Source organism: Variovorax sp. LjRoot175 (genome assembly GCF_964253805.1).
In the GTDB taxonomy this organism is placed as follows: Bacteria; Pseudomonadota; Gammaproteobacteria; order Burkholderiales; family Burkholderiaceae_C; genus Variovorax.
Map to the genome: position 1 here is coordinate 436886 of NZ_CAXURY020000002.1, position 24277 is coordinate 461162.

General features: G+C 66.1%; 20 protein-coding genes. 8 read left to right on the plus strand and 12 right to left on the minus strand.

Annotated features, from left to right (window positions below):
• Positions 1 to 85 precede the first annotated feature (85 nt).
• From clpB to ACSQ89_RS32070, 3 genes are all read right to left on the minus strand, one after another.
• Entirely contained in the window at positions 86 to 2707 is a 2622-nt protein-coding gene (clpB, locus tag ACSQ89_RS32060) for an ATP-dependent chaperone ClpB (protein ID WP_436296827.1), read from the minus strand.
• Between the two features lie 10 nt (positions 2708 to 2717).
• Complete coding sequence (locus ACSQ89_RS32065) at positions 2718 to 3890, minus strand: IS4 family transposase (RefSeq protein ID WP_436296828.1); 1173 nt, start codon at positions 3888 to 3890, stop codon at positions 2718 to 2720.
• Between the two features lie 363 nt (positions 3891 to 4253).
• Positions 4254 to 4493, minus strand: coding sequence for a hypothetical protein (locus ACSQ89_RS32070; RefSeq protein WP_436295885.1), 240 nt, complete (start codon positions 4491 to 4493; stop codon positions 4254 to 4256).
• A gap of 214 nt (positions 4494 to 4707) precedes the next feature.
• On the opposite strand from ACSQ89_RS32070, the gene ACSQ89_RS32075 reads away from it, so the two are divergent.
• From ACSQ89_RS32075 to ACSQ89_RS32095, 5 genes are all read left to right on the plus strand, one after another.
• A complete protein-coding gene (locus tag ACSQ89_RS32075) occupies positions 4708 to 4917 on the plus strand; it encodes a hypothetical protein (RefSeq protein ID WP_436295884.1) in 210 nt (69 codons plus the stop codon).
• Positions 4918 to 5368: 451 nt separating this feature from the next.
• Positions 5369 to 6034, plus strand: coding sequence for a DUF6064 family protein (locus ACSQ89_RS32080; RefSeq protein WP_436295883.1), 666 nt, complete (start codon positions 5369 to 5371; stop codon positions 6032 to 6034).
• Between the two features lie 165 nt (positions 6035 to 6199).
• Positions 6200 to 6919 (plus strand): ABC transporter ATP-binding protein, encoded by a 720-nt coding sequence (locus ACSQ89_RS32085; protein WP_436295882.1) that lies wholly within the window; start codon positions 6200 to 6202, stop codon positions 6917 to 6919.
• A 7-nt stretch (positions 6920 to 6926) separates the two neighbouring features.
• Positions 6927 to 9317 carry an ABC transporter permease gene (locus tag ACSQ89_RS32090; protein ID WP_436295881.1) on the plus strand — a complete coding sequence of 797 codons (2391 nt, stop codon included), beginning with the start codon at positions 6927 to 6929 and terminating at the stop codon, positions 9315 to 9317.
• 7 nt (positions 9318 to 9324) lie between these two features.
• Positions 9325 to 10539 (plus strand): efflux RND transporter periplasmic adaptor subunit, encoded by a 1215-nt coding sequence (locus ACSQ89_RS32095; protein ID WP_436295880.1) that lies wholly within the window; start codon positions 9325 to 9327, stop codon positions 10537 to 10539.
• A gap of 176 nt (positions 10540 to 10715) precedes the next feature.
• Here ACSQ89_RS32095 and ACSQ89_RS32100 read toward each other — a convergent pair whose 3' ends face one another.
• From ACSQ89_RS32100 to ACSQ89_RS32125, 6 genes are all read right to left on the minus strand, one after another.
• Positions 10716 to 11549 (minus strand): universal stress protein, encoded by an 834-nt coding sequence (locus ACSQ89_RS32100; RefSeq protein WP_436295879.1) that lies wholly within the window; start codon positions 11547 to 11549, stop codon positions 10716 to 10718.
• Between the two features lie 211 nt (positions 11550 to 11760).
• Positions 11761 to 12750, minus strand: coding sequence for a zinc-dependent alcohol dehydrogenase family protein (locus tag ACSQ89_RS32105; RefSeq protein ID WP_436296829.1), 990 nt, complete (start codon positions 12748 to 12750; stop codon positions 11761 to 11763).
• A gap of 5 nt (positions 12751 to 12755) precedes the next feature.
• Positions 12756 to 13787: an alcohol dehydrogenase AdhP gene (gene adhP, locus ACSQ89_RS32110; RefSeq protein ID WP_436296830.1), complete on the minus strand. Its 1032-nt coding sequence runs from the start codon at positions 13785 to 13787 to the stop codon at positions 12756 to 12758.
• A gap of 55 nt (positions 13788 to 13842) precedes the next feature.
• Entirely contained in the window at positions 13843 to 14619 is a 777-nt protein-coding gene (gene phbB / locus ACSQ89_RS32115; RefSeq protein WP_436296831.1) for an acetoacetyl-CoA reductase, read from the minus strand.
• Complete coding sequence (locus ACSQ89_RS32120; protein ID WP_436295875.1) at positions 14565 to 15218, minus strand: BON domain-containing protein; 654 nt, start codon at positions 15216 to 15218, stop codon at positions 14565 to 14567. Before ACSQ89_RS32120 ends, phbB begins: the two co-directional genes overlap by 55 nt.
• Before the next feature lie 134 nt (positions 15219 to 15352).
• A complete protein-coding gene (locus ACSQ89_RS32125; RefSeq protein WP_436295874.1) occupies positions 15353 to 17074 on the minus strand; it encodes a PHA/PHB synthase family protein in 1722 nt (573 codons plus the stop codon).
• 131 nt (positions 17075 to 17205) lie between these two features.
• Here ACSQ89_RS32125 and ACSQ89_RS32130 point away from each other — a divergent pair, with 131 nt between their 5' ends.
• From ACSQ89_RS32130 to ACSQ89_RS32140, 3 genes are all read left to right on the plus strand, one after another.
• Positions 17206 to 18063 carry a universal stress protein gene (locus ACSQ89_RS32130; RefSeq protein WP_436296832.1) on the plus strand — a complete coding sequence of 286 codons (858 nt, stop codon included), beginning with the start codon at positions 17206 to 17208 and terminating at the stop codon, positions 18061 to 18063.
• A gap of 234 nt (positions 18064 to 18297) precedes the next feature.
• A complete protein-coding gene (locus ACSQ89_RS32135) occupies positions 18298 to 20082 on the plus strand; it encodes a PQQ-dependent methanol/ethanol family dehydrogenase (RefSeq protein ID WP_436296833.1) in 1785 nt (594 codons plus the stop codon).
• Between the two features lies 1 nt (position 20083).
• The gene (locus ACSQ89_RS32140; protein ID WP_436296834.1) at positions 20084 to 20404 is read left to right on the plus strand and encodes a high-potential iron-sulfur protein; all 321 of its coding nucleotides are present in this window, start codon (positions 20084 to 20086) and stop codon (positions 20402 to 20404) included.
• A 1059-nt stretch (positions 20405 to 21463) separates the two neighbouring features.
• On the opposite strand, the gene ACSQ89_RS32145 is transcribed toward ACSQ89_RS32140, so the two are convergent.
• From ACSQ89_RS32145 to ACSQ89_RS32155, 3 genes are read right to left on the minus strand one after another with little or no spacing between them, the layout of a single operon-like run.
• The gene (locus ACSQ89_RS32145; protein ID WP_436294585.1) at positions 21464 to 22450 is read right to left on the minus strand and encodes a tripartite tricarboxylate transporter substrate binding protein; all 987 of its coding nucleotides are present in this window, start codon (positions 22448 to 22450) and stop codon (positions 21464 to 21466) included.
• Positions 22447 to 23289 (minus strand): ABC transporter permease, encoded by an 843-nt coding sequence (locus tag ACSQ89_RS32150; protein ID WP_436294586.1) that lies wholly within the window; start codon positions 23287 to 23289, stop codon positions 22447 to 22449. Before ACSQ89_RS32150 ends, ACSQ89_RS32145 begins: the two co-directional genes overlap by 4 nt.
• The gene (locus tag ACSQ89_RS32155) at positions 23282 to 24259 is read right to left on the minus strand and encodes a PQQ-dependent catabolism-associated beta-propeller protein (protein ID WP_436294587.1); all 978 of its coding nucleotides are present in this window, start codon (positions 24257 to 24259) and stop codon (positions 23282 to 23284) included. Before ACSQ89_RS32155 ends, ACSQ89_RS32150 begins: the two co-directional genes overlap by 8 nt.
• Positions 24260 to 24277: the final 18 nt, after the last annotated feature.

The following is a 24277-nucleotide window of genomic DNA, read 5'->3' on the forward strand; positions in this document are numbered from 1 at the left end:
CTCACGGCTGCGCGAGTGCGTGAGACGTCGAAGCTCGTTCATCGTGCAGGCGAAAATGAGCGGGGCGCCGAGTGAGCATTTGCGCTCATGCAATGTCAATAGCTAGCTCTGCTTCGGCATTGGAGAAAATGAACTTGCCCGGCGCCCGGATCGGGTCGGTGGTGACGACGATCGTATCCTTCGGCCCGAAGCTGCCGTCGAGCAGCAGCTTCGAGAGCGGGTTCTCGATGCGCTGCTGGATGGCGCGCTTGAGCGGCCGGGCGCCGAACACCGGGTCGAAGCCGACCTTGGCGATCTCCGCCAGCGCCGCCGGCGACACCTCGAGCCCGAGGTCCATCTTGACCAGGCGCTCCTGCAGCACCTTGAGCTGGATGGCCGCGATCGCCTCAATATTCTTGGCGTCGAGCGCATGGAACACCACGGTCTCGTCGATGCGGTTCAGGAACTCGGGGCGGAAGTAGTTCTTCAGCTCGTCCCAGACCGCGTCCTTGATCTCTTCGTTCGGCCGGCCCACCATCGCCTGGATGATCGGCGAGCCGATGTTGCTGGTCATCACGATCACCGTGTTCTTGAAGTTCACGGTGCGGCCCTGGCCGTCGGTCAGGCGGCCGTCGTCAAGCACCTGCAGCAGGATGTTGAAGACGTCAGGATGCGCCTTCTCGACCTCGTCGAGCAGGAGCACGCTGTAAGGCTTGCGGCGCACCGCTTCGGTCAGGTGGCCGCCCTCCTCGTAGCCCACGTAGCCGGGCGGCGCGCCGATCAGGCGCGCGACCGAATGCTTCTCCATGAACTCGCTCATGTCGACGCGGATCAGGTGGTCTTCGCTGTCGAACAGGAAGCCCGCGAGCGCCTTGCACAGCTCGGTCTTGCCCACGCCCGTGGGGCCGAGGAACAGGAAGGAGCCGGTCGGGCGGTTCGGGTCCGCGAGGCCCGAGCGCGAGCGGCGAATCGCGTTGGCGACCGCGCCGATGGCCTCGTCCTGGCCGACCACGCGCTGGTGCAGCTTCTCTTCCATCATGAGCAGCTTGTCGCGCTCGCCTTGCATGAGCTTGGCCACCGGAATGCCGGTGGCGCGCGCCACGACTTCGGCGATCTCCTCGGCGCCGACCTGCGTGCGCAGCAGCGTGGGCGCGCTGGACTTGCCCTTGTTGGCCTCGGTGTCCTGCGCTTCCTTCAGGCGTTTCTCCAGGCCCGGCAGCTTGCCGTACTGCAGCTCGGCGACCTTGTTGAAGTCGCCCTTGCTGGTGAACTCGGCGATCTGGAACTTGATCTTGTCGATCTCCTCGCGGATCTGTGCGCTGCCCTGGGCCTGCGCCTTCTCGGCCTGCCAGATCTCGTCGAGATCCGCGATTTCCTTCTGCAGGCGCTCGATCTCGCCTTCGATCAGCGCCAGGCGCTTCTGCGAGGCCTCGTCCTTTTCGCGCCGCACGGCCTCGCGCTCGATCTGCAGCTGGATCAGGCGGCGATCGAGCCGGTCCATCACCTCGGGCTTGGAGTCCATCTCGATCTTGATCTTGGCCGCGGCCTCGTCGATCAGGTCGATGGCCTTGTCGGGCAGGAAGCGATCGGTGACATAGCGGTCGGACAGCTCCGCCGCGGCGACGATCGCCGGGTCGGTGATGTCGACGCCGTGGTGCACCTCGTACTTTTCCTTCAGGCCGCGCAGGATCGCAACCGTCGCCTCCACGCTGGGCTCGCCCACCAGGATCTTCTGGAAGCGGCGCTCCAGCGCGGCATCCTTCTCGATGTACTTGCGGTATTCGTCGAGCGTGGTGGCGCCCACGCAATGCAGCTCGCCGCGCGCGAGCGCGGGCTTGAGCATGTTGCCGGCGTCCATCGCGCCCTCGGCCTTGCCGGCGCCGACCATGGTGTGCAGCTCGTCGATGAAGACGATGGTCTGGCCCTCGTCCTTCGCGAGCTCGTTGAGCACGGTCTTCAGGCGCTCCTCGAATTCGCCGCGGTACTTGGCGCCGGCGAGCAGCGCCGCCATGTCGAGCGAGAGCACGCGCTTGCCCTTGAGCGACTCGGGCACCTCGCCGGCGACGATGCGCTGCGCCAGGCCTTCGACGATGGCGGTCTTGCCGACACCGGGCTCGCCGATCAGCACGGGGTTGTTCTTGGTGCGGCGTTGCAGTACCTGGATGGCGCGGCGGATTTCCTCGTCGCGGCCGATCACCGGATCGAGCTTGCCGAGGCGAGCGCGCTCGGTGAGGTCCAGGCAGTATTTCTTGAGCGCTTCGCGCTGGCCCTCGGCATCGGCGCTGTTCACGCCCTGCCCGCCCCGAACAGCATCGATAGCGGCTTCGACCGATTTGCGCGTCACGCCGTGGCTGCGCGCCAGGTTGCCGATCTCGGCCTTGCTGTCGGCCAGCGCGAGCAGGAAGAGCTCTCCGGCGATGAACTGGTCGTTGCGCTTGATGGCTTCCTTCTCGGTCGCCTGCAGCAGCTTGCCCAGCTCGGGGCCGACCTGAACCTGGTCATGGCCCTGCACCTGCGGCAGCTTCTTGATCGCCGCTTCGGCGGCCTGCAAGAGGCCCGGCACGTTGGCGCCGGCGCGCTCGAGCAAGGCGCGCGGGCCGTCGTCCTGGCGCAGCATGGCCACCAGCAGGTGGACCGGTTCGATATAGGGGTTGTCGTTGCCGAGAGCGAGCGATTGCGCGTCGGCGAGGGCTTCCTGGAATTTGGTTGTGAGTTTGTCTTGGCGCACTGCTGTCCGGTTAAAAGTTGAACAAATTCAACTGGTTAGCGGTGTTGGGTAGCTCGGTTTGGGACAGATCGGCCTGCAGGGCGCATGAAAGCTCGGTTTTCTCGAAGACGGAGACCGACAAGATCTGTAGACAAGTGTAGAGAGAGGCGTCGAGTTGAAGCTCCTTCTTGACAATGGCGATGAGCACGTAGGTGGCCACGGCGCACCAGACCTGCGTCTTGACCGCGTTCTCGCTGTTGCCCATGAAGTGTTTGATGCGCAGGTGCTGCTTGATCCACTTGAAGAACAGTTCGACCTGCCAGCGGCTCTTGTACAGCGCGGCGATCGTCAACGCCGGCAAGGCCATGTGGTTGGTCAGGAAGATCAGCGTCTTGCCCGATTCGGGGTCCTTGAATCGAATGCGCCGCAGGTGCTGGGGATACTTCTTGGCCGAGTAGTGCCCATTGAGCATGACCTGCTGGTCGCTGATGATGCCAGTGCTGCGATCGGTCGGCGCCGAATAGACTCGCCTGGCATCCATTGGCGACTTCGCACGCGTGACGAAGAAGGCGCCGGCCTGAGTCAGTGTATGCAGCCTCTCGAAATCGACGTAGCCGCGATCCATCACGTAGAACGCGCCGGGCTCGAAGACCAGCATGTCCAGCACGTTCACGTCGTGCAGCTTGCCGTCGCTGATGTGGATGAATGCGGGGATGGCCCCGCGCAGGTCCAGCAGCGTGTGCAGCTTGATCGCCGCCTTGGTGGAGCGGAACGGCGCCCAGGAGAACAAGCTCAAGCACAGATCGATGGTGCTGGAATCCAGGGCATAGACCGTGTTGTCCAATTCCACGCCGAGCACGGAGTCGCCCAAGTAGAGCCTGCGCGCACGCCGAATGAGCACAGCCGCAAGATCGGACCAGATGCGCCAATCGCGCGATTCGTTGGCATCGGCCAAGGTCGAGCGTCTGACGGCCGAGCGAAAGCCCATGGCATAGAGCTTGTTGGCGTTGGCCGAGAGGCTGGCCTCGATATCGCGCAGGCTCTCTCGCCACGTCAGCTGAGCAAACGCCATGGTGCGGAACTGCTCGGCGCAAGACAGCGTGCGCACGCCCGAGTTGCCGCCGTAGCGTTGCACGATGCGAGCGAAGCTGGTCCATGGCACGAACTCCATGACTTGAGCGAACAAAGTCTTGCCGATGTGCACACGCTCTCCCCGGGGCTGCCAAACCGGGGAAAGTACGCGGTTCTTCGTGATCGAAGTTCAAATCGGCACCAAACAAAATCGGCCTGCAGCCCGCGCCAATGCTTGATCTCAGCCCCGCAGCGGATCATTTAACCGGACAGCAGTGGTCTTGGCGCATGAATGACTCCGATTCCCTGGATCGACCTAGAACTCCAAGGAGTCTGTGCGGTGGCGCGCTCGCCGAACTTGAGCTAGATCAACCGGCACAGCGACCACCTCGACAGCAGAAGGTGCAGTTGCCGAAATTCCGCCAGCTCGCAAATGTGGCCTTCATCGGCTGCGGGTCCTCCTTCTGAACGCGACGGAAGAGGACGGTAGTTCTTGTCAACATGCATCCTTCAGCCGAGCAAGTCCGACAGATACCGCGCCTGCGGCCTCGCGCGCTTCCTTCCATACGATCAGGTATGTACGCCAGAGGTGAGCGATCGATCCCGCGTCGGGCTGCACCAGGGCACGTCGGCCGCTTTCGATGAAGGTGCCGTCGGCGGAAATCTCGCCGGCGGGGCCTGCCGTCGTGAAGGCCGCATTCGACATGACGCGGCGTTCCTGGTCGAGTTCCAGCACGATCGCCGTGGCCTCGGTCGGGCCTTCCAGCCTAGGGGCGCGCGCTCGAGTGAGGCGCCGCGACGTATGGCGATTACGGAAAGTTCACACTGCGTTTCAGATCGATGCACCACGTTCACGGTCCAGTGGCGCGGCGCGCCCACATTGGAATCGTGCAGTCGCCTCTGCTTCCAAATCCTCCGCGGAGTCCGGGATGCGCATCAAGGAGACAGTGATGAACGCATCCCATGCATTCGCCGGTTACGAACTCCGCTTTCGTCCTCTGACGGCTGGAGGCCGCGACTACAGGTTTCCCTGCGACGCGCTAGGCCAGGTCGACATGGATTCACTCAGCGAACGCGCGCGCCTCAACTATCTCTACGCGCGCGCAGTCCGGGACTTGGAAGTCGAGAGACCCGACGTGCGGCCATGCCGGCTCAACTAGAGCCAACGCGGTGGAGGTGAACGCGGGGGCGACATCGAGCGAACGCAGCCGGCTAGCGATCGCACCGGATTTCCCAACGGATGACACGCGGGCCAATCTTCACTCGGACGAATGCGCGCCTGGCTAAGTCGAGAATGCGGTGGGCTACGTCAAGCCAAGACTCTGACCCCGCACCGCAGTTCCCGCGTCGGAACCCGTGCATCAGCGGCCGAAGCGGTTCTTTGCCCTCCCTCAAGGAAGCGGAAGATCTCGGGACGAAGCCATAGGCATTACTGAGGAAACCGAAGTTGGTCCGGGAAGCTGCTCTCGAAGGCCTCGTCACCGGAGCGTGGTCGTTCTACTGCACCGACGTTTGCCGCCTTGACCGGTAGTTCGAGATCGCGCTCAGTCTGCTCAGCATTTTTGATGTGGATCAAACGCTGTTTCGAGCGCCTGTTCCATTGTCGGCCTCATGCTTCCGTTCACTCGCGATCAGTTCTTCGCCCTCTTTGGTGCGTACAACGAAGCCGTCTGGCCGGTACAGGTTTTGAGCTACGTCCTCGGTGTGGCCATGGTCGTTCTGGTCGTTCGGCCGTCACGCGCGGGCGGCCGCGTCATTGGCTTGGCCTTGGCTCTGATGTGGGTCTGGACCGGCATCGCATATCACGGGCTATTCTTCTCGAGCATCAACAAGGCGGCGCTGCTTTTCGGCGTTCTTTTCGTCGTGCAGGGCGGGTTGCTGTTCTACGCGGCAGTCTGGAAAGGACGCATGGCCTTTGGCGTCGGGCGTGTTTCGGGCGCATGGCTGGGATGGGCCTTTGTCGTCTATGCCGCGGCCATCTACCCGCTGCTTGGAATGTGGATGGGCCATCGCTATCCCGAGATGCCGATGTTCGGCATTAGCCCTTGCCCGGTCACGATCTTCACTTTGGGCCTGCTGTTGCTCACGACAACACCGGTCTCGCGCTGGCTGTTTGTCATTCCCATCCTCTGGTCACTGGTCGGCGGCAGTGCCGCCATTCTGCTGGGCGTAGCGCAAGACTGGCTCTTGCTTTTCAGCGGCGTTGCAGTTCCGCTCGTCGTCCTGCGCAATCGCAACCTCCCTCCGGCCCCGAGGGCCGCGCGACGTTCCATATAAGTTGCTCATGAGATCGGGCGTGGTGCATTGGTCGCCCGGCTCGATGCGCTGGGCGCCATGGACTGGAGAGCGGGCACAGTTCGCCGCGCAGTTCTCCTGCAACGTGACGTTCAAGGGTTGACCGGCGTCAAATCGCGCCAGCCGACTGCAGTGCAGGATCGAGACATGACTGCAGATCCACCGCTGACTGTTTTTCACGCCCGCGGCCTGGGCAAGACGTACCGTGCTGGAGATGTGGCCGTTGTGGCCCTGCGGGATGTCGATCTGGATATCGTCTCCGGCGAGTTCATGGTGCTGCTCGGGCCGTCGGGAAGCGGCAAGTCGACACTGCTCAACATCCTTGGAGGGCTCGAGGTCGCGAGCACCGGCAGCCTGAACTACCTGGACCACGACCTGGTTGAGGCGAACGACGATCAGCTGACCCGCTATCGGCGCGACCATGTCGGATTCGTGTTCCAGTTCTACAACCTCATCCCCAGCCTGACCGCCTACGAGAACGTCGCGCTGGTCACGGACATCGCCGCCAACCCGATGCCGATCGACGATGCGCTGGCGCGTGTGGCACTGTCCGCGCGCCGCGATCACTTTCCCTCGCAGCTCTCGGGCGGCGAGCAGCAGCGCGTGGCAATCGCGCGCGCCATCGTCAAGCGGCCCGAGGTGTTGCTGTGCGACGAACCCACCGGCGCGCTCGACTACGCCACCGGCAAGTTGGTGCTCGACGTGATCGCCCGGATCAACCAGGAACTCGGCACCACGGTGCTGGTGATCACGCACAACGCGGCGATCGCGAGCATGGCTGACCGCGTGGCATATCTGGCCGATGGCCGCATCCAGAAGATCGAGCGCAATGCGCGGCGCATGGCGTCGGCAGAGCTGTCCTGGTAGCTGCCCCATGAAGGCGCTCGACCGCAAGCTGCTTCGCGATCTGCGCGCGATGTGGAGCCAGGCGTTGACCATCGCGCTGGTCGTGGCCAGCGGCGCCGCTGGCTTCCTGACCAGCCTGTCGGCGGTGGATTCGCTGGCCGCGGCGCGTGACACCTTCTACGCCGAGGGGCGCTTCGCCGACATCTTCGCCACCGTCAAGCGCGCACCGGCCGCATTGGCCGACCAGTTGCGCAACCTGCCCGGCGTGGCCGACGTGCAACCGACGATCGAGCAGGTGGTCCGAATCCAGCTCGATGGCAGCAGCGACCCCGTGCTGGGGCAGCTGATCGGCGTCGACCGCCTGCAACCGCCGCGATTGAACCAGGTGAGCGTCGCGGCCGGTGCCGGCCTGTTCGACGCGGCCGACGGCACCGGTGCCAGCCGGGATACGGTCGACGCCCTGGTCTCCAAGGGCTTCGCCGTTGCACGCGGGCTCAAGCCCGGCGACACGGTGGGTGCGCTGATCAACGGTCGTCATCGGCGCTTGCGGGTCGTGGGCATCGCCCTGTCGCCCGAGTTCGTCTTCGCCGGCCTCTGGGGCATGCCGGATCAGCGTGGCTTTGGAATCTTCTGGGTCGATCAGGCGGTGCTCGCCGCTGCCTACGACATGGAGGGCGCCTTCAACACCTTGGCGGTGCGCCTGGCACCTGCCGCGGCGCGGCGGGTTTCCGACGCCGAGGTCATCGACGCGCTCGCGCAGCCGCTGGCGCGCTATGGTGGCGCGACACCCCGTGCAAGGGTGGACCAGACCTCGCACGCGATGCTGGAGAACGAAATCAAGGAGCAGCGCGTCATCGGCACGGTGCTGCCGTCGATCTTTCTCGGTGTGGCGGCCTTCCTGCTGAACATGGTCGTTTCGCGACTGGTCGCCACGCAGCGCGAGCAGGTCGCTGCGCTGAAGGCGCTGGGCTATGCCAATGGGACCATCGCTGCCCACTACCTAATGCTGGTGCTGGTCATCGTCGCGGTCGGACTGACGCTCGGCGTCGCTCTGGGCGACTGGCTCGGTGCCCAGCTCGTCGGCCTCTATGCCGAGTTGTTCCATTTCGCGCACTTCGAGCAAAGGATGGATGCGGGCCTGGTGCTGCTCGCCGGCGGCGTCACGTTGACCACCGCGGTCGCAGGCACGCTGTCAGCCATCCTCGCGATCGTGCGGCTCTCTCCTGCCGAGGCGATGCGGCCTTCGGCGCCGGGGCGCTACCGCCGCACGCTTGCCGAGCGGCTGGGGGTCGCCGGGCTGAGCCCGGCGCTGCGGATGATCCTGCGAAACATGGAGCGGCGTCCGCTGCGCAGCGGCCTGTCGATCGGCGGGGTCGCGGCGGCAGTGGCCATCGTGGTGATGGGCAATTTCTTCCGCGACGCCATCGAAGTTGTCGTCGATACCACGTTCGTGCTGTCCATGCGCAGCGACGTTTCGGTGTGGTTGACCGAACCGGCCGACAACGGCGTTGCGCTGCAACTGGCGCGCTTGCCCGGCGTGCTGGCGCTGGAATCGTTGCGGGACGTGCCGGTCACCCTGGTCAACGGGCACCTGCGCCAGCGCGTCATGGTCCGGGGCGAGCCGGTGAGAAGCGAGCTGTTTCGCATCATCGATGTCGACGGGCGGCAGGCGATGCCGCATGGCGATGGCCTGCTGCTCACTGACCGCCTGGCCGACAAGCTGGCTCTTCGGGTCGGCGATCGCGTTCGGGTAGAGGTGCAGGAGGGCCGCATGCTGAGTTTCACGTTGCCCGTGGACGGCACGGTGCGCGAGATGATGGGACTGAACGCCTACATGAATCGCGCTGCGTTGAACCGCGCTCTGCGCGAGGGCGATGTGGCCACCGGTTTCGTGTTGGCGCTCGAGCGCGGCAGCGAAACGCGATTCCTGCAGGCCACGCAAAGCCTTCCGCGCGCGGCCGGTGCCTTCAGCAAGGCGGCCATGCTGCGCAACATGCAGGAACTGACTGCGCGCAACATTCTGATCATGAGCACAGTGCTCACGCTGTTCGCCTGCGTCATCGCCGTCGGCGTGGTCTACAACAACGCGCGCATCGCGTTGGCCGAGCGAGCCTGGGAACTTGCCAGCTTGCGCGTGCTGGGCTTCACGCGCGCCGAAGTGTCCGGTTTGCTGCTGGGCGAGATGGCAATCGGCATTGCCGTTGCGCTGCCGCTGGGCATGTTGGCAGGCTATGCCCTCGTGCACGGCGTGACCGGACTGCTGAAGTCCGACCAGTTCTTCTTTCCGGTGGTGATCCGTCCGCGTACCTATGCGCTGGCGGCGTTGGCAGTGCTGGCTGCTGCTGCTGCGAGCGCGCTGGTGGTGCGACGTCGCATCGATCGGCTCGACATAGTGTCGGCGCTGAAGACCAGGGAATGAGCAAGACATGTATCGCAAGACGCAACTGATCTCCGCAGCGGCTGGCCTGGCGCTGGTGGCGCTGCTCGCTTGGGCCTTCATTCCACGGCCTTTGGCTGTCGAGGTGGCGCGGGCGACGAGCGGGCCCTACGAACAAGCCATCGCCGAAGACGGCAAGACACGGCTGCGCGATCGCTACGTCGTCACGGCGCCGCTGGCCGGTCGACTGGCGCGCATCACGCTGCGCGAAGGCGACGCGATTGAGGCCGGCGCGATCGTGGCGACACTGACGCCCGTGTTCTCGCCGCTGCTGGACGAGCGCACTCAGCGCGAGCAGGCATCACGGGCCGAGGCTGCGCAAGCCGCGGTGCGGCGTTCCGGAGCCGCCCTGGAGCGGACCCGAGTGGCGCTCGAGCAGGCGCGTGTCGAACTTCGACGCAACGAACAGTTGGCGCGGCAAAACTTCATCTCGCCTGCCAAGCTCGACGCCGATAGGTTGGCCCTGCAGGCCGCGCAAAAGGATGTCGACACCGCGTTCGAGGCCCGCCATATTGCCGAACACGAGGCGGAGGTCGCCCGCGCCGCCTTGCTGGCCGTTCGTACCCCGGCAGGGGCTGCGACTGGCTTTCTCGTGCGCGCACCCGTGGCCGGGCGTGTGCTGCGCGTGGCGCAAGGCAGCGAAGCCACGGTGGCATTGGGCGCGCCGTTGCTGGAGATCGGCGATACCGCACAGCTCGAGATCGTGGCCGAGTTGCTGACCACGGATGCGCTGCAGGCGATGCCTGGCGCGCTGGTGCGTATCGAGCGCTGGGGTGGCCTCGACACCTTGGAGGGCCGCGTGCGGCTCGTCGAGCCGGCTGCCTTCACCAAGGTATCCGCGCTCGGTGTCGAGGAGCAGCGCGTCAACGTCCTGATCGAACTCACGAGCCCGGCGGCTTCATGGCAAGCGCTGGGTGACGGCTACCGCGTCGGCGTGCGCATCGTCACCCAAGCCCAGGCGTCGGCACTGCGCGTGCCGGTGAGTGCAGTGTTCCCGCATGCCGACGGCGGCGTGGCGGTGTTTGTACTCGAACGCGGGCGTGCACGGCTGACGCCGGTGGAGTTGGGCGGGCGAAACGGCAGCCAGGCCTGGGTACGCAGCGGCATCGCGGAAGGCGCGGAGGTGGTCGTCTATCCTGCGGCGGCGCTGCGCGATGGTGCTCGGGCGAGGGCACGCAACGTGCCGGCGACGGCAGCGTCGTGACTCCAAACACCCTTCGAGTGGCAGGTCGGCGTCGAGAGCACCCAAGGCATCCGTGTGAAGTCGCGGTTCGACAGCGAGCGCGAGCCGCGGACCTCGTGGTCGGCTCCGAGGTTCAGTCCAGGAGCCGCTCCAGTTTCCGGCTTGCGCTCCATCAAGATTTGACGCGGCAGGTTTCGTCAGTGCGCCATCAACACCGGTACGGTCATCGTCTCCAGCACCGTACGGGACACGCCACCAAGCACGAATTCGCGCGCGCGGGTGTGCCCATAGCAGCCCATCACGATCATCTCGGCGCCAACGTCCGCCGCGAGGGACAGCAATCTGTCGCCCGCATCACCGGCGGCCAGCGCGCTGTGTTCGCGCATCGACTCCACACCGTGCACGCGAAGGTAGCGTGCGAGCCGTGGCAGCGCCTGCCGCGTGTCACCGCTGGCATCGGCGGCGCAGACCGCATGCACACGCTTCGCCTGCTGCAGGAAGGGCAAGGCTGCGGTGAGCGCATGGGCGGATTCGCGCGTAGGCTTCCACGCAATCAGCACGGTTTGCGGCGTGGCGCTCGCTTCGCCCGCATAGGGCACGATGAGCGCCGGCCTGCCGCTGTCGATGAGCACCGACTCGATGAAGTCGCCGGGTACATCGTGGCCGGTTGCATCCGTCGGAGCGCGTTGGCCCAGCACCAGCAGGTCGCAGAGCAACGCGCGCTGCACGAAGCTCTCGATCACGGGCTCGCCGTTCAATGCTTGCCAGTTGATGGCGGGCGCACCGGCGTCGCGGGTCCGCTCGAACAGCGCCATGGCATGGGCGAGATGATCCGGATTGATCTCGGCTGGCATCGGCATCGAAGGCACGCCGCCAGCCAGCGGAAGCTGCGGCAGGTGGCGCGGCGCAACTGCGAAGAGCGCGTTCAGCTCGGCCCGATGGGCGCCGGCGAGTTGGTGCGCAACGCGTAGCCGGACCTCGGCGCGCGCCGTGCCGTCAAGATGCACGAGGATGGATCGCAGAGCGTTCATGGCATTTCACCTGTTCAATTTCGATTGCCTGTGACATTGACTTCACCGCTTCCTTGACCGCTGCTGAGCGATCCGTTTGATTTCAGCTTAGGCCTTGTTTGAGAACGTCCTGTGATTCCACCGAACGGATGGGCAACGATGAGTGAACGACTGGTGTCGGCCGTGTAACGCTCATCGCCTGCAGCATGCATCGTCAGAGGTCTGTCCGCGCTCAGGGCAACAACACCGCGGCGCCCTGAAGTCGGCCGGCGCGCAGGTCGGCGAGCGCTTCGTTGGCCTGTGCCAGGCCATAGGTCGTAATGTGGATCTGCGGCGGGTGCGCTTGCACCTGATCCAGGAATTCGCGGGCGTCGAGGCGCGTGAGATTGGCCACGGAGACGAGCTGCCGTTCTTCCCAGAGCAATCGGTAGGCAAAGGCGGGAATGTCGCTCATGTGGATGCAAGCGCAGACGACGCGGCCGCCTTTGCGCACCGCGCTCAGCGCGATCGGCACGAGCTCGCCCGCCGGCGCAAAGATGATCGCGGCGTCCAGCGGGACGGCGGGCGTTTCGTCCGAACCCCCGGCCCAGGTGGCTCCCAACGAGCGCGCAAAGGCCTGGCCCGTGGCATCACCCGGCCGGGTGAAGGCATGGACCTGCCGGCCCTGGCCGACGGCGACCTGCGTGATCAGGTGCGCGGCCGCGCCGAACCCGTAGAGGCCCAAGCGCCGTGCGCCTTCACCGGCCGCTTTCAGGCTGCGCCAGCCGATGAGGCCGGCGCACATGAGAGGTGCGATCCGGGCCGGCTCCTGCGTCAACATGTCGAGCGGCAGGCAGAAATCGGCCTCGGCGATCACATGGCTCGCAAAGCCGCCGTCACGGTGGTAGCCCGTGAAGCGCGGCGCATCGCACAGGTTTTCGCTGCCGCTGGCGCAGAAAGCGCAGTGGCCGCAGCTGTGGCCCAGCCAGGGCACGCCGACGCGGTCGCCGATGCGGTGCGCGTGGACGCCCGCACCGAGCGCTTCCACCTCGCCGACGATTTCATGGCCTGGCACGATCGGCATCACCGGCAGTGGCAGGTCGCCATCGACCACGTGCAGGTCGGTGCGGCAGACCGCGCAGGCCAGCACGCGCAGGCGAATCTCGCCGGCGGCCGGCTCCGGCAGCGGGCGCTGTTCCATCCGCAGCGGCTGGCCCGCAGCGCAGAGCGCCATCGCCTGCATCGCAGCTAGACCTCGTCCGTCAAGCGCATGACGACTCGGCCCTCGATCTGGCCTTGGCGCATGCGATCGAACACGTGGTTGATATTGTCAAGCCGGTCTTCGCTGCACACCGTGCGCACCTTGCCTTCGCCGGCAAACTCCAGCGCCTCCTGGAGGTCCTTGCGGGTGCCGACGATCGAACCGCGCACGGTCTTGGCATTGAGCACCATGTCGAAGATCGGCAGCGCGAAATCGCCCGGCGGCAGGCCCACCATCGACATGGTGCCGCGCTTGTGCAGCATGCCCAGCGCCTGGGCGAAGGCGCTGCGCGAGACGGCGGTCACCAGCACGCCGTGCGCGCCGCGCAGGGCTTTCTGCATCTCCTGCGCGGGATCCTGTTTCGCAGCATTGATCAGCATGTCGGCCCCGACCTCCTTGGCCAGTTGCAGCTTCTCGTCGTCGATGTCGACGGCGGCGACGTGGAAGCCCATCGCCTTGGCGTACTGCACCGCCAGGTGACCCAGGCCGCCGACACCGGAGATTGCCACCCAGTCGCCCGGTTTGCAATCCAGGACCTTGAGTCCCTTGTAGACCGTGACGCCCGCGCAGAGCACGGGCGCGATCTCGGTGAAGCCGACATTCGCCGGCAGGTGGCCCACGTAGCCCGGGTCGGCGAGCACGTATTCCGCGTAGCCGCCGTTGACGGTGTAGCCGGTCATCTGCTGGTGGTCGCACAGCGTCTCCCAGCCGGTGATGCAGTGTTCGCAATGGCCGCAGGCGGTATGCAGCCACGGCACGCCCACGCGGTCGCCTTCCTTGACGTGCTTCACGCCCGCGCCGACGGCCGCGACGTGGCCCACGCCCTCGTGGCCGGGGATGAAGGGCAGGGCGGGCTTGACCGGCCAGTCGCCTTCGGCTGCATGCAGGTCGGTATGGCAGACGCCGGAGGCGGCCACCTTGACCAGCACCTGCCCCGGGGGCACCTCGGGCACGGGCACTTCTTCGATCTTCAGGGGTTGTCCGAACGCGTGGACAACCGCGGCTTTCATCGTTCGCATGGCAAGCTCCAGGAGCAGAAAAAGGGGGATGTTTGTTTGGTCGCTATGCGGCCGCTCAGGGCATGTACTTGCCGCCGTTGATCGACAGCGTGATGCCGCTGATGAAACCGGCTTCGTCGGCGGCTAGAAAGACGACGCCGCGCGCGATCTCCGCCGGTGTCGCCAGCCGCCCCATCGGGACAGCCTTCAGGATCTGCGCCAGCGCGTCGGGCGGCACGGCACCGACCATGGCGGTGTCGGTGTAACCCGGCGCGACGACATTGGCCGTGATGTTGCGGGACGCGCCCTCGAGCGCGAGCGACTTCGTGAAGCCGACGAGGCCCGCCTTGGTCGCGGCATAGTTGGTCTGCCCCGCCTGGCCCGACAGCCCGTTGACCGAGCTCATGTTGACGATGCGGCCGAAGCGGCGTTCCCGCATGCCCTCGATCACCGCCCGGCACATGTTGAAGCACCCGCCAAGATTCACGTCGAGCACCTCGCGCCACTGCTCGAACGTCATCTTGTGCAGCATCGCGTCGCGCGTGATGCCGGCATTGTTGATCAGCACCTCGATCGGTCCCAGGGCGGCCTCCACGCGGGCCACGCCCGCCTTGCAAGCCGCCGGATCGGCCACATTCCACGCGAATGCGGGAATGCCGGTTCGTGCGGTGAACGCCTCCGCCGCCTGCGTGTTGGCGCCGTAGTTCGAGGCGACGCGGTAGCCTGCGGCCAGCAGAGCTTCGGCCGCGGCGGCTCCGATGCCAGCGGTTCCGCCGGTGACCAGTGCGACGCGCATCCTCAGGCTTCGACGAGCAGGTTGTTGATCACGTTGGCGACGCCCGGCGCCGACCATGCGGCTCCCTGGGCGGCCTTGCGTTCGGCCCAAGAGTGGACCTTGCCGCTGAGCGTGACGTGGGCACCGTTGACCTCGATCTTGATCTGCTCGGCCTCGCGATCGGCCTGGCGCTCCAAAGCTTCGCGGATCTTCTTTTCGACGTCGGCCGGCGTGAACTTCGGCTTCACGACGACCCGGTTCGTGACGCCGGTGACGCCCAGCAGGCTGCGCACGGCACCTTCCGCGGCCCTGCGCTGGTATTCCCACTCGACCTCACCATTGAGCGTGACCCAGCCGTTTTCCACCATCGGATGGATCTTGTCGTCGGGCACGAGCACGTTCCACTCGATGGCGCGCTCCACCGCCATGGCGATGTCGGCGTCGGTGCGCTCGTAGTCGGACGCGAGTTTGACCGGCATTTCGATCGCCAGCGCCTTCACGCCCTTGACGCGCTGCGCAGCGCGCTCGATGGCGTACTTCTCGGCGTGGCTGGAGGGATGGCCTGTCAATGTGACCACGCCGTCCTTGACGATCACGCCGACGTTGGTGGCGGTGATCGCCGGGTCCCAGCTCAGTTCGGCGACGATATCGCTTCTGAGTTGTGCATCGGATCTCATAAGATTCCTTTCGTTGGTGGATGGAGGGCAGCCGTGTGGCGCTCTGGATTCAGGCTCGCAATGCCTGTGACATCACTTTAGGAAGCGCATGGAGGTTGAGCGTTGCGCTGGATCAAGGGATCAGCACGGCGCGGTCAACGCGCCATGACATAGGTGCCCGGTGCATCGCAAATGGGGGCGTAGCCGAGCTGCGCATGGCCCATGCGCGGCGGCTTGCGCCGCGGTCCGGAGCGATCCGCCAGCCATACTTGCAACGCCGGCCACCAGGAGCCTTCGATCTGCTCGGCGCGAGCCGTGTACCCATCCGGCGGCACATAGGGTGCATTCCTGGCGCGGTGGAGGATCCGATAGTGGCGGTGCGCGTGGCCGGGCTCGCTCAGGATGCCGGCGTTGTGGCCGCCGTCCGTGAGGACGAAGCTGATCTCGGTATCGCACAGCAGGTTCAGCTTGTAGACGGAGCGCCATGGCGCGACATGGTCGGTTCGTGTGCCGACGGCGAAGATCGGTACCTCGATGTCGCCCAGCGAGACCGGATGTCCGTTCACCAGGTACTGGCCACGCGCGAGCGCATTCTCGAGGAACAGGCTGCGCAGGTAGTCGGCGTGCATCCGGTAGGGCATGCGCGTGCCGTCGGCGTTCCAGGCCATGAGATCGGTCATCGGCGCTCGCTCGCCGAGGAGGTAGTTCTGCACCATGGGCGACCAGATGAGGTCGACGGCGCGCAGCAAGTGGAAGGCGCCGGCCATCTGGCTCGAATCCAGATAGCCCTGGCGCGCCATCAGGTCTTCCATGAAGCTGAGCTGGCTCTCGTCGATGAAAAGGCCGAGTTCTCCCGGCTCGGTGAAGTCAGTCTGCGCCGCCAGCAACGTCACGGTGGCCAGGCGATCGTCTTGATCGCGCGCCATGGCCGCCGCGCCGATGGCCAGCAGCGTGCCGCCCAGGCAGTAGCCCACCGCATGCACGCGCTGGCGGGGCACGATGGCGTTGATGGCATCGAGGCCCGCCATCAGGCCCTGCGCCAGGTAGTCATTGATGCCGAGGTCCTGATCTTTCGCATCCGGGTTCTTCCACGAGATCACGAATACGGTGTGGCCCTGGTCGACCAGGTAGCGGATCAGCGAGTTGTGCGGCGACAGGTCGAGGATGTAGTACTTCATGATCCACGCGCTCATGATCAGCACCGGCCCGGCATGGACCGTGGCCGTCGTGGGCGCGTACTGGATCAGTTCCATCAGGCGGTTGCGCAAGACGACCTTGCCGGGGGTGATCGCGACGTCGCGCCCCGGCACGAAGTGCTCGGCCCCCTTTGGCGGGAGGCGCTGGAGGCTCCGCTGCAGATCTTCTGCCCAGTTGCGGGCGCCCTGCATCAGGTTCAGCCCGCCTGTCGCAGCGGTTCTTTGCAGCACCAGCGGATGGGTGGCGGGCCAGTTTGCCGGCGAGCAGATCTCGTGCAACTGCCGCGCCGCGAAGGCGACGACCTGTTCGTGGTGACGCTCGACGCCGGGTACGCCTTCGGTCAGCTGCCGCAGCCACTGGCCGCCTGCGTGGAACGCCTGCCGGTACAGGTTGAAAGGCCATGCACCCCACGAAGGATCTGCGAGGCGGCGGTCGTCCTCGTGCGAATCCGGCGTCGGTGGTCCATGGGCGGGCATGGGTTGGAAGGCCTGGGTCGCGGCCGCAACCGCCTGCGTCAGCGGGCGGATCATGAGCACTTGCGCGCTGCGCGCCGGCTGCGCCGCGAGGTGGATGGCCCAGTCCGACCAGGCCAGCATCAGCGCTGCGGGCGAAAGTCCCTTCGTCAGTTGGGCCAGTCCGGCGTGCAGCGTCCGGTCCAGCGCGTCGACTCTGTCGTCCATCTGAATCCTTGAAGTGATTACCGATCGCGTCGAAGTCTGGGTGCGAGAACGAGTGCGGCGTTTGATCGATGTCAAGGTGCCGCAACATCGATCAATCGAAGATGGTCGCATTTCGTTGGAACGGAAGATCCATGAATATCGGAACCATCCTCGTCCACCTGGACCACACGGAGCGGTGTGCCGCGCGCGTCGAGCTCGCCGCGCGCTTGGGCCGCGCGCACGGCAGCCATCTGGTCGGGCTCGTGCCGACGGGCCTTCTCGATGGCACCGCGCCGATGGATGCGGATCCGATGCGCAGCACCGAATTCATCGCGGCTGCCGCTGACGGCCTGCGCCTGCGTGCGGAGGCGACCGCCCATGTCTTCAGGGACCTGGTGCGTGGGCCAGGGTCGTTGTCGTACGACGTGCGGCTGGTCGACGGCGAGCCCGTGAATGCGATTGTCCATCACGGTCACGCCAGCGATCTGCTCATCGTGGGGCAGGTCGACTACGCCAAGGTAGACCACGACAAGACCGCAGACATGGTGGCGCGTGATCTGCCCGAGCAGGTCGTCTTGCACTCGGGGCGGCCCGTGCTCATCGTTCCTTGCGCCGGTCATTTTCCGGAGGTGGGCAAGAACGTCCTGGTCGCCTGGGACGGCACGCGGGAGGCGGCCATGGCATTGCGCGACGCGCTACCGCTGTTCGCCGAATCGGCGCGGGTCACGCTGGTGTCGTTGCGCAAGGAAGGTGATGCGGAAACGGCCGCCAAGCGCTGCATTTCAGAGACCATCGCCTGGCTTTGGCGGCACGGCGTTGAGGCAAAGGCCGAGCAGTACATGACCACCATCGGCTTCGCGGACACCTTGCTCTCGTGCGCGGTGAGCATGGGCGTGGATCTGATGGTGATGGGCGCCTATGGGCACACCCGCCTGCGGGAACTCGTGCTCGGTGGTGTCACCCGCGAGATCCTTGCACGCATGAACGTGCCGGTCCTGATGGCGCATTGAAGCCAGCGGGGCTGGGGCCGCTGGTGTGCCGTGATGCCACGGTCACGGGCGCCCCGACTGCTCAAGCATGTAGCAATGCCGCGGGAAAACCCGCAGCTCGCCGACCCCATCCGGCACATCGGCAGGCTCACCGAGCCGTTTGCGACATGGCATGGACATTGCCCTCGATCAACGTGGAGGACGCGGCCAACAGGCCGTGTTCGACCCGCGATCAACCCTTGAGGAGACCACCCCATGCAACTGAAACTCTTGACCGTTCTCGTGTCCGCCGCTCTGGCTGCCACGGCGTCCCACGCCGTCGTGACAGACAAGATGATCGATAACGAAGCCACCGCCACCGGCAATGTCCTGACCTGGGGCTTGAACACCCAGGGCCAGCGCTATTCACCGCTCAAGCAGGTGAATGTCGCCACTGTCGGCAAGCTCGCGCCGGTGTGGGCGTTCTCCTTCGGCGGCGAGAAGCAGCGCGGGCAGGAGTCCCAGCCGGTCCTGCACAACGGCAAGATGTTCGTCACCGCGTCGTACTCTCGCCTTTTCGCGCTCGATGCAACCACCGGCCAGAAGCTGTGGAAGTACGAGCACCGGTTGCCCGAAGGCATCATGCCCTGCTGCGATGTCGTCAACCGCGGTGCCGCGCTGTACGGCAACCTGGTGATCTTCGCCACGCTCGACGCGCAACTCGTGGCGCTCGACCAGGACACGGGCAACGTGGTCTGGAAGGAAAAGATCGACGACTACAAGGCCGGCTATTCGGCTACCGCCGCGCCGATCATCGCCAACGGCTTGATCCTCACCGGCGTGTCCGGCGGCGAGTTCGGCGTGGTCGGCCGCGTCGAGGCCCGCAACGCCAAGACCGGACAGCTGGTCTGGACGCGCCCCACCGTCGAGGGTCACATGGGCTACATCTACGACTCCGATGGCAACGCCAAGGAGAACGGCATCTCCGGCACCACCAACCAGAGCTGGCCGGGCGACCTGTGGAAGACCGGTGGCGCAGCCACCTGGCTTGGCGGCACCTACGACAGCAAGACCGGCCTCGCCTATTTCGGCACCGGCAACCCCGCGCCGTGGAACAGCCACCTGCGCCAGGGCGACAACCTGTTCTCCTGCGCCACCGTGGCCATCGACGTGAAGACCGGCCAGATCAAGTGGCACTACCAGGCCACGCCCAACGACAGCTGGGACTTCGACGGCGTGAACGAGTTCGTGACCTTCGACCTGGACGGAAAGCGCGTCGGCGGCAAGGCGGATCGCAACGGCTTCTTCTACGTGAACGACGCGACCACCGGCAAGCTGATCAACGCATTTCCGTTCGTCAGGAAGATCACCTGGGCGAGCAGCATCGACTTGAAGACCGGCCGTCCCAACTTCATCGCCGACAACCGGCCCGGCGACCCGACCGCGAGCGCGGAAGGCAAGAAGGGCAGCCCGGTCTTCGCCGCGCCGGGCTTTCTCGGCGGCAAGAACCAGATGCCGATGGCATACAGCCCCGACACGAAGATGTTCTACGTGCCCGCCAACGAATGGGGCATGGACATCTGGAACGAACCCGTTGCCTACAAGAAGGGCGCAGCCTACCTTGGCGCCGGCTTCACGATCAAGCCGCTCAACGACGACTACATCGGCGCGCTGCGCGCGGTCGATCCGAAGACCGGCAGGATCGTGTGGGAAGTGAAGAACGGCGCGCCGCTGTGGGGCGGTGTGCTGACCACCGGCGGCAACCTCGTGTTCTGGGGCACGCCCGAAGGCTATCTGAAGGCGGCCGATGCCAAGACCGGCAAGGTGGTGTGGCAGTTCCAGACCGGCTCCGGCGTGGTAGCGCCGCCGGTCACCTGGCAGCAGGGCGGCGAGCAGTACGTGAGCGTGGTCTCCGGCTGGGGCGGCGCCGTGCCCCTGTGGGGCGGTGAGGTGGCCAAGAAGGTGAACCTGCTCGAACAGGGCGGGATGGTATGGGTGTTCAAGATTCCCAAGACCACCAGTGCTGCGATCGCGGCGAAGACCAACGTTGTCGGAGACTGAGATGAAAGACACGACGCGGCGCATCTTCATCACTCGAACCCTTGCAAGCGGCTGCGCCATGCTTGCATCCTCAGCCGTCACGCAAGCCGCACCGGCGCGCGTCGACGAGGCCGACGAGACGGCCCAGGCCCTCGGCTACAAGCACGACACCGCCAAGGTGGACAAGAAGCGCTTTCCCAAGCACAGCGCCACGCAGCGTTGCACGAACTGCTCCTTCTTCCAGGGCAGTACCTCCGACGAATGGGGCGGCTGCGCGATGTTCGGGCGCAAGCAGATCGCAGGCCCGGGCTGGTGCAGCGCGTGGGCGCCCAAGCCCGGCTGAAACTTGCCGCGCATTCCTGTTTCTCGTTCGGACCGCAATGAGCACCCGTCGGCGTGCGGGCATCGAAGCGGTCCCTTCGATTGGCTGGCTAATCGTAGAACTTGCCGCCGTACAGAATGCCAACTGCAGATTCGCATACAGGATCTGGTGAGGGCGACCTTTGGTGACCACGCGTGACAGCCGCACCAGCTGTCGCGCACCACCGCATGCCTCCATCACAACCGCAGTGGAGGCCCGGTTGGCAAACCAGGCACGGCCCGTGCATGCGGTGCCAGGTTGACTCGACCCGCTGATGGGCCCCATATGAACGCACCGATTGGACCGACATTGTCCGCGCGACCTTCGAGGACCACGGCGTTGATGGAGGAAGCGCCGATGGCCGCGCCGGCGTCGCTGCACGCACAGCTGCTGGGCGGAACAGTGGGTCAATCTTGCGCGCCGGCGAGACCGGGGAGCGAACGCCTGTGGGCGGCGGCGCAGTCGGCGTTCGCGCCACTGGCCAGACTCTTCCGTGGCTTCCAGGATCGATGCCACCGCCCTAAGGACGGAGGTGGCATTCGCGCAGGCGGGTACGAACAAACTCGCTTCGGTGCCCATCGATGAACTCAAGCAGGTCTACCTGGCGTGTGACCGCACGGCATCGCGCCAGCTGCTGGACATGGCATCGGCGGCGTATTGCTCGTCCGTCGCCGAAGCGTTTGCAAAGGCGCGCGTTCGACGACAACTTCGATCGGCTACTGGCACGGTGGCGCGCCGAGAAACAAGGCGCAGCGTCTGCGCAGCCCGCTACAGCACCAATAGCGCGCGAAGGTCGTTGACGCTGATAAGCGTCAGGCACGGTAGGGCCCCAAGCAGGCAAGGGCCAGCGGCTGCAGCAGACGTCGCCCAGGCGCTGAGCCATTGGGCCAGCGCAGAACGCGGCAATGCGACGCCAGCCCGCGCGAATCTGCCGGAGGATTGGCCACCCGCGAAGCTGCGCATTCAGTTCGCCGAGGATCACCGGCGGCGGAAGTGCAGCGGCTCGCGACGGTCGCCAGCACCAGGGGCCCTCGCCGCGCATCAGCCCTGGCCGGACCTCAGCCCCAGCTGTTCGACGATGCGCTGCTGCACCGCGAAGGATTCGCGCATGCTGCGGCCATAGTCCGCGCTGCCCAGGTAGGCGATCTCTTGGTCGTACCGGGCCAGCTCTGCAATGTGCCGGGGGTCGAACAATGCCGTCCTGAACGCATCGTGCAGCGTGCGCAGCACGGAGGCCGGCAGGCCGCGCGGACCGGCCAGGCCATAGGGCGACATCGCGACGATGCCGTGACCCAGCTCGTCCAGGGTCGGCACGTCCGGCCAGCGCCGGGTGCGCGCCGCGCCGAAGGTCGCCAGTAAACGCAGCCGGCCCGAGTCAACATAGGGAGCGAAACCGTTGGAGTTGACGCCCGCCATCACCTGGTCCGAGGCCACCGCCACCATCTGCTCGGCGGTTCCCTTGTAGGGAACATGGATGTAGCTCAGACCGTGTCGCGCGAACAAGCCGTCCAGCACGACATGCGGTGTCGTGCCGATGCCGTTGGTGGCGATGCTCAGTTCGCCGGGGTGCGCGGCGGCATGGCCCAGCAGGTCGTCGACGCTGCGCAAGGCGCTCGCCGCAGGCACGACCAGTCCGAAGGTCACGCCGCTGATCTGCAGGATGGGCGTGGTGTCGCGGATAGGATCCCAGGCGACCTTCTGCGTGTGCGGCGCGCGGAACACCGGCTGCGGCATCTGCGCCAGGGTGTAGCCATCCGGCGGCGCCTGCTGCAGCACCGGCATCGCCAGCGTGCCGCCGGCGCCGCCGCGGTTTTCGATCAGGATCCTCTGACCCAGCTGTCGGCCGGCCAAGTCGGCCAGCAGGCGCAGCGTGATGTCGGTGGCACCGCCCGCCGGCCATGGCACCCACAGCGAGATGGGGCGCTGCGGAAACGAGGTATCGCCGCCGGGCTGGGCATAAACCCAGGGCGCGGCGCTCGCTGCCGCTGTGGCCGCTGCACAGAACAGGACGCGACGTCGCGAGATCATGCCGCCCCCCGCTGCGCCAGGGTGCCGAAGCCGCGCTGCGGCTCGTAGCCCCGGCACGCCAGCGTGAAGCACAGCAGCAACGTGGCCAGGACGATCAGCGGCGCGATCCCGGGATCCTTGCCATAGAGCGCGAAGCGGATCCACTCGACGGCGTGCGTGAAGGGATTGAATTGCGCGACGCGCCACACCCACGTCGCGCCCGACTCTTCCAGCTTCCACAGCGGGTACAGCGCAGTCGACAGGAAGTACATCGGGAAGATGACGAAGTTCATCGCGCCGGCGAAGTTCTCGAGCTGCTGCACGTACACCGACAGCAGCAGCCCCAGCGACGCAAGCATCAGCGCGGCGGCGAGCGTGGCACCGAACGCGTGCAGCAGCGATAGCGTCTCCATCGGCAGCGTCGTGCCCAGCAAGGCTGCCACAGCCACGAAGGCCAGCACCTGCACCAGGCTCAGCAGCGCGGCCGCGACCAGCTTGCACAGCAGCAGCCACCAGCGGGGCAGGGGCGCCGTGAGCAACAGTCGCATCAGGCCCATCTCGCGGTCGTAGACCATCGCCAGCGACGACTGCATGCCATTGAACAGCAGCACCATGCCGACAAGCCCCGGAGCGATATACAGGTCGTAGGGAATGTAGGTGTCGTACGGCTCGACGATGGCGACTCCGAACACGTTGCGAAAGCCGGCTGCAAACACCGCCAGCCACAGCACCGGGCGCACCAGCGCCGAGACGAGCCGCGCCCTCTGCCGCGCGAACCTGATCAGCTCGCGCAGCACGATGGCGCGCATGGCTTGCAGCGCATGCGCGGCGCAAGCGCGTGCCGCGCGCGACTCAGTCATCGACGACCACCGTGTGCGGCACGCGGCCGACGGGCAGCGTCTTCAGCGCCTTGGCGCTGGCGGTGTCGACCACCGTCATGTCGTCCGACAGGCCATTGACCACGAACAGGCGCGAGCCGTCGCGGTTCAGTCCGAGACCCCAGGCACGCTTGCCGACAAGCACCAGCTGGTTCGTCTTGCGTGAGGCCACGTCGACGAAGGCCACGTGGTTGGCGCGGCCGAGCCCCACGTACATCGTCCTGCCGTCGCGCGACAGCGTGAGCCCGACCGGCGTGATGTCGTCGGCGCGCATGCCTTTCACCTCGAAGGAGATGGTAGCCACCACCGCCAGGTCGCGGACCGAGATGACGCTGACACTGCTGCCGAGCTCGTTGCTGACCCACAGCTCGCTGCCGTCGGCCGAGAACGCGAAGCGCCGCGGGCGCTTGCCCACCGCGATGTTCTTGACGATCTTCAGAGTGGCGGTGTCGAGCACGTGGACCAGGTTCGCGACTTCCGAGCTCACGTAGACGCGCTTGCCGTCGGCGGCGACCTTCACGCCCTCGGGCTCCTTGCCGAGCGGCACGCTCTTGACCTGCTTCTTCGCGACGAGGTCGAAGACGTTGAGCGCGCCGCCATCCTCGGCCGACACATAGGCGGTGCGGCCGTCGGGCGACAGGTCGAAGACCTCGGGGTCGTCGCCGAGCGGCACGCTGCCGACCAAGCGGCGGCTCGCCAGGTCGATGATGTCGGCGCGGCCGGAATCGCTGCATGCGACCATCAGCTGCGTGTCGGCGCGAAGCCGCTGCATGTGGCGCGGGCGCTTGCAGGTCGGGATGGTGCCCACCACGGCGAGCATCTTCAGGTCGACCATCGTGATCGCATGGTCCTTCTCGCTGGAGATGTAGGCAAGCCCGCTGTCCTTGGCATGGACGGTGGGGGCGCTCAGCGTGGCCGCCAGCAGCATCGGGAGCAGGAAGAGGGGTTTCATGGGCTTCATGCGCTGGCG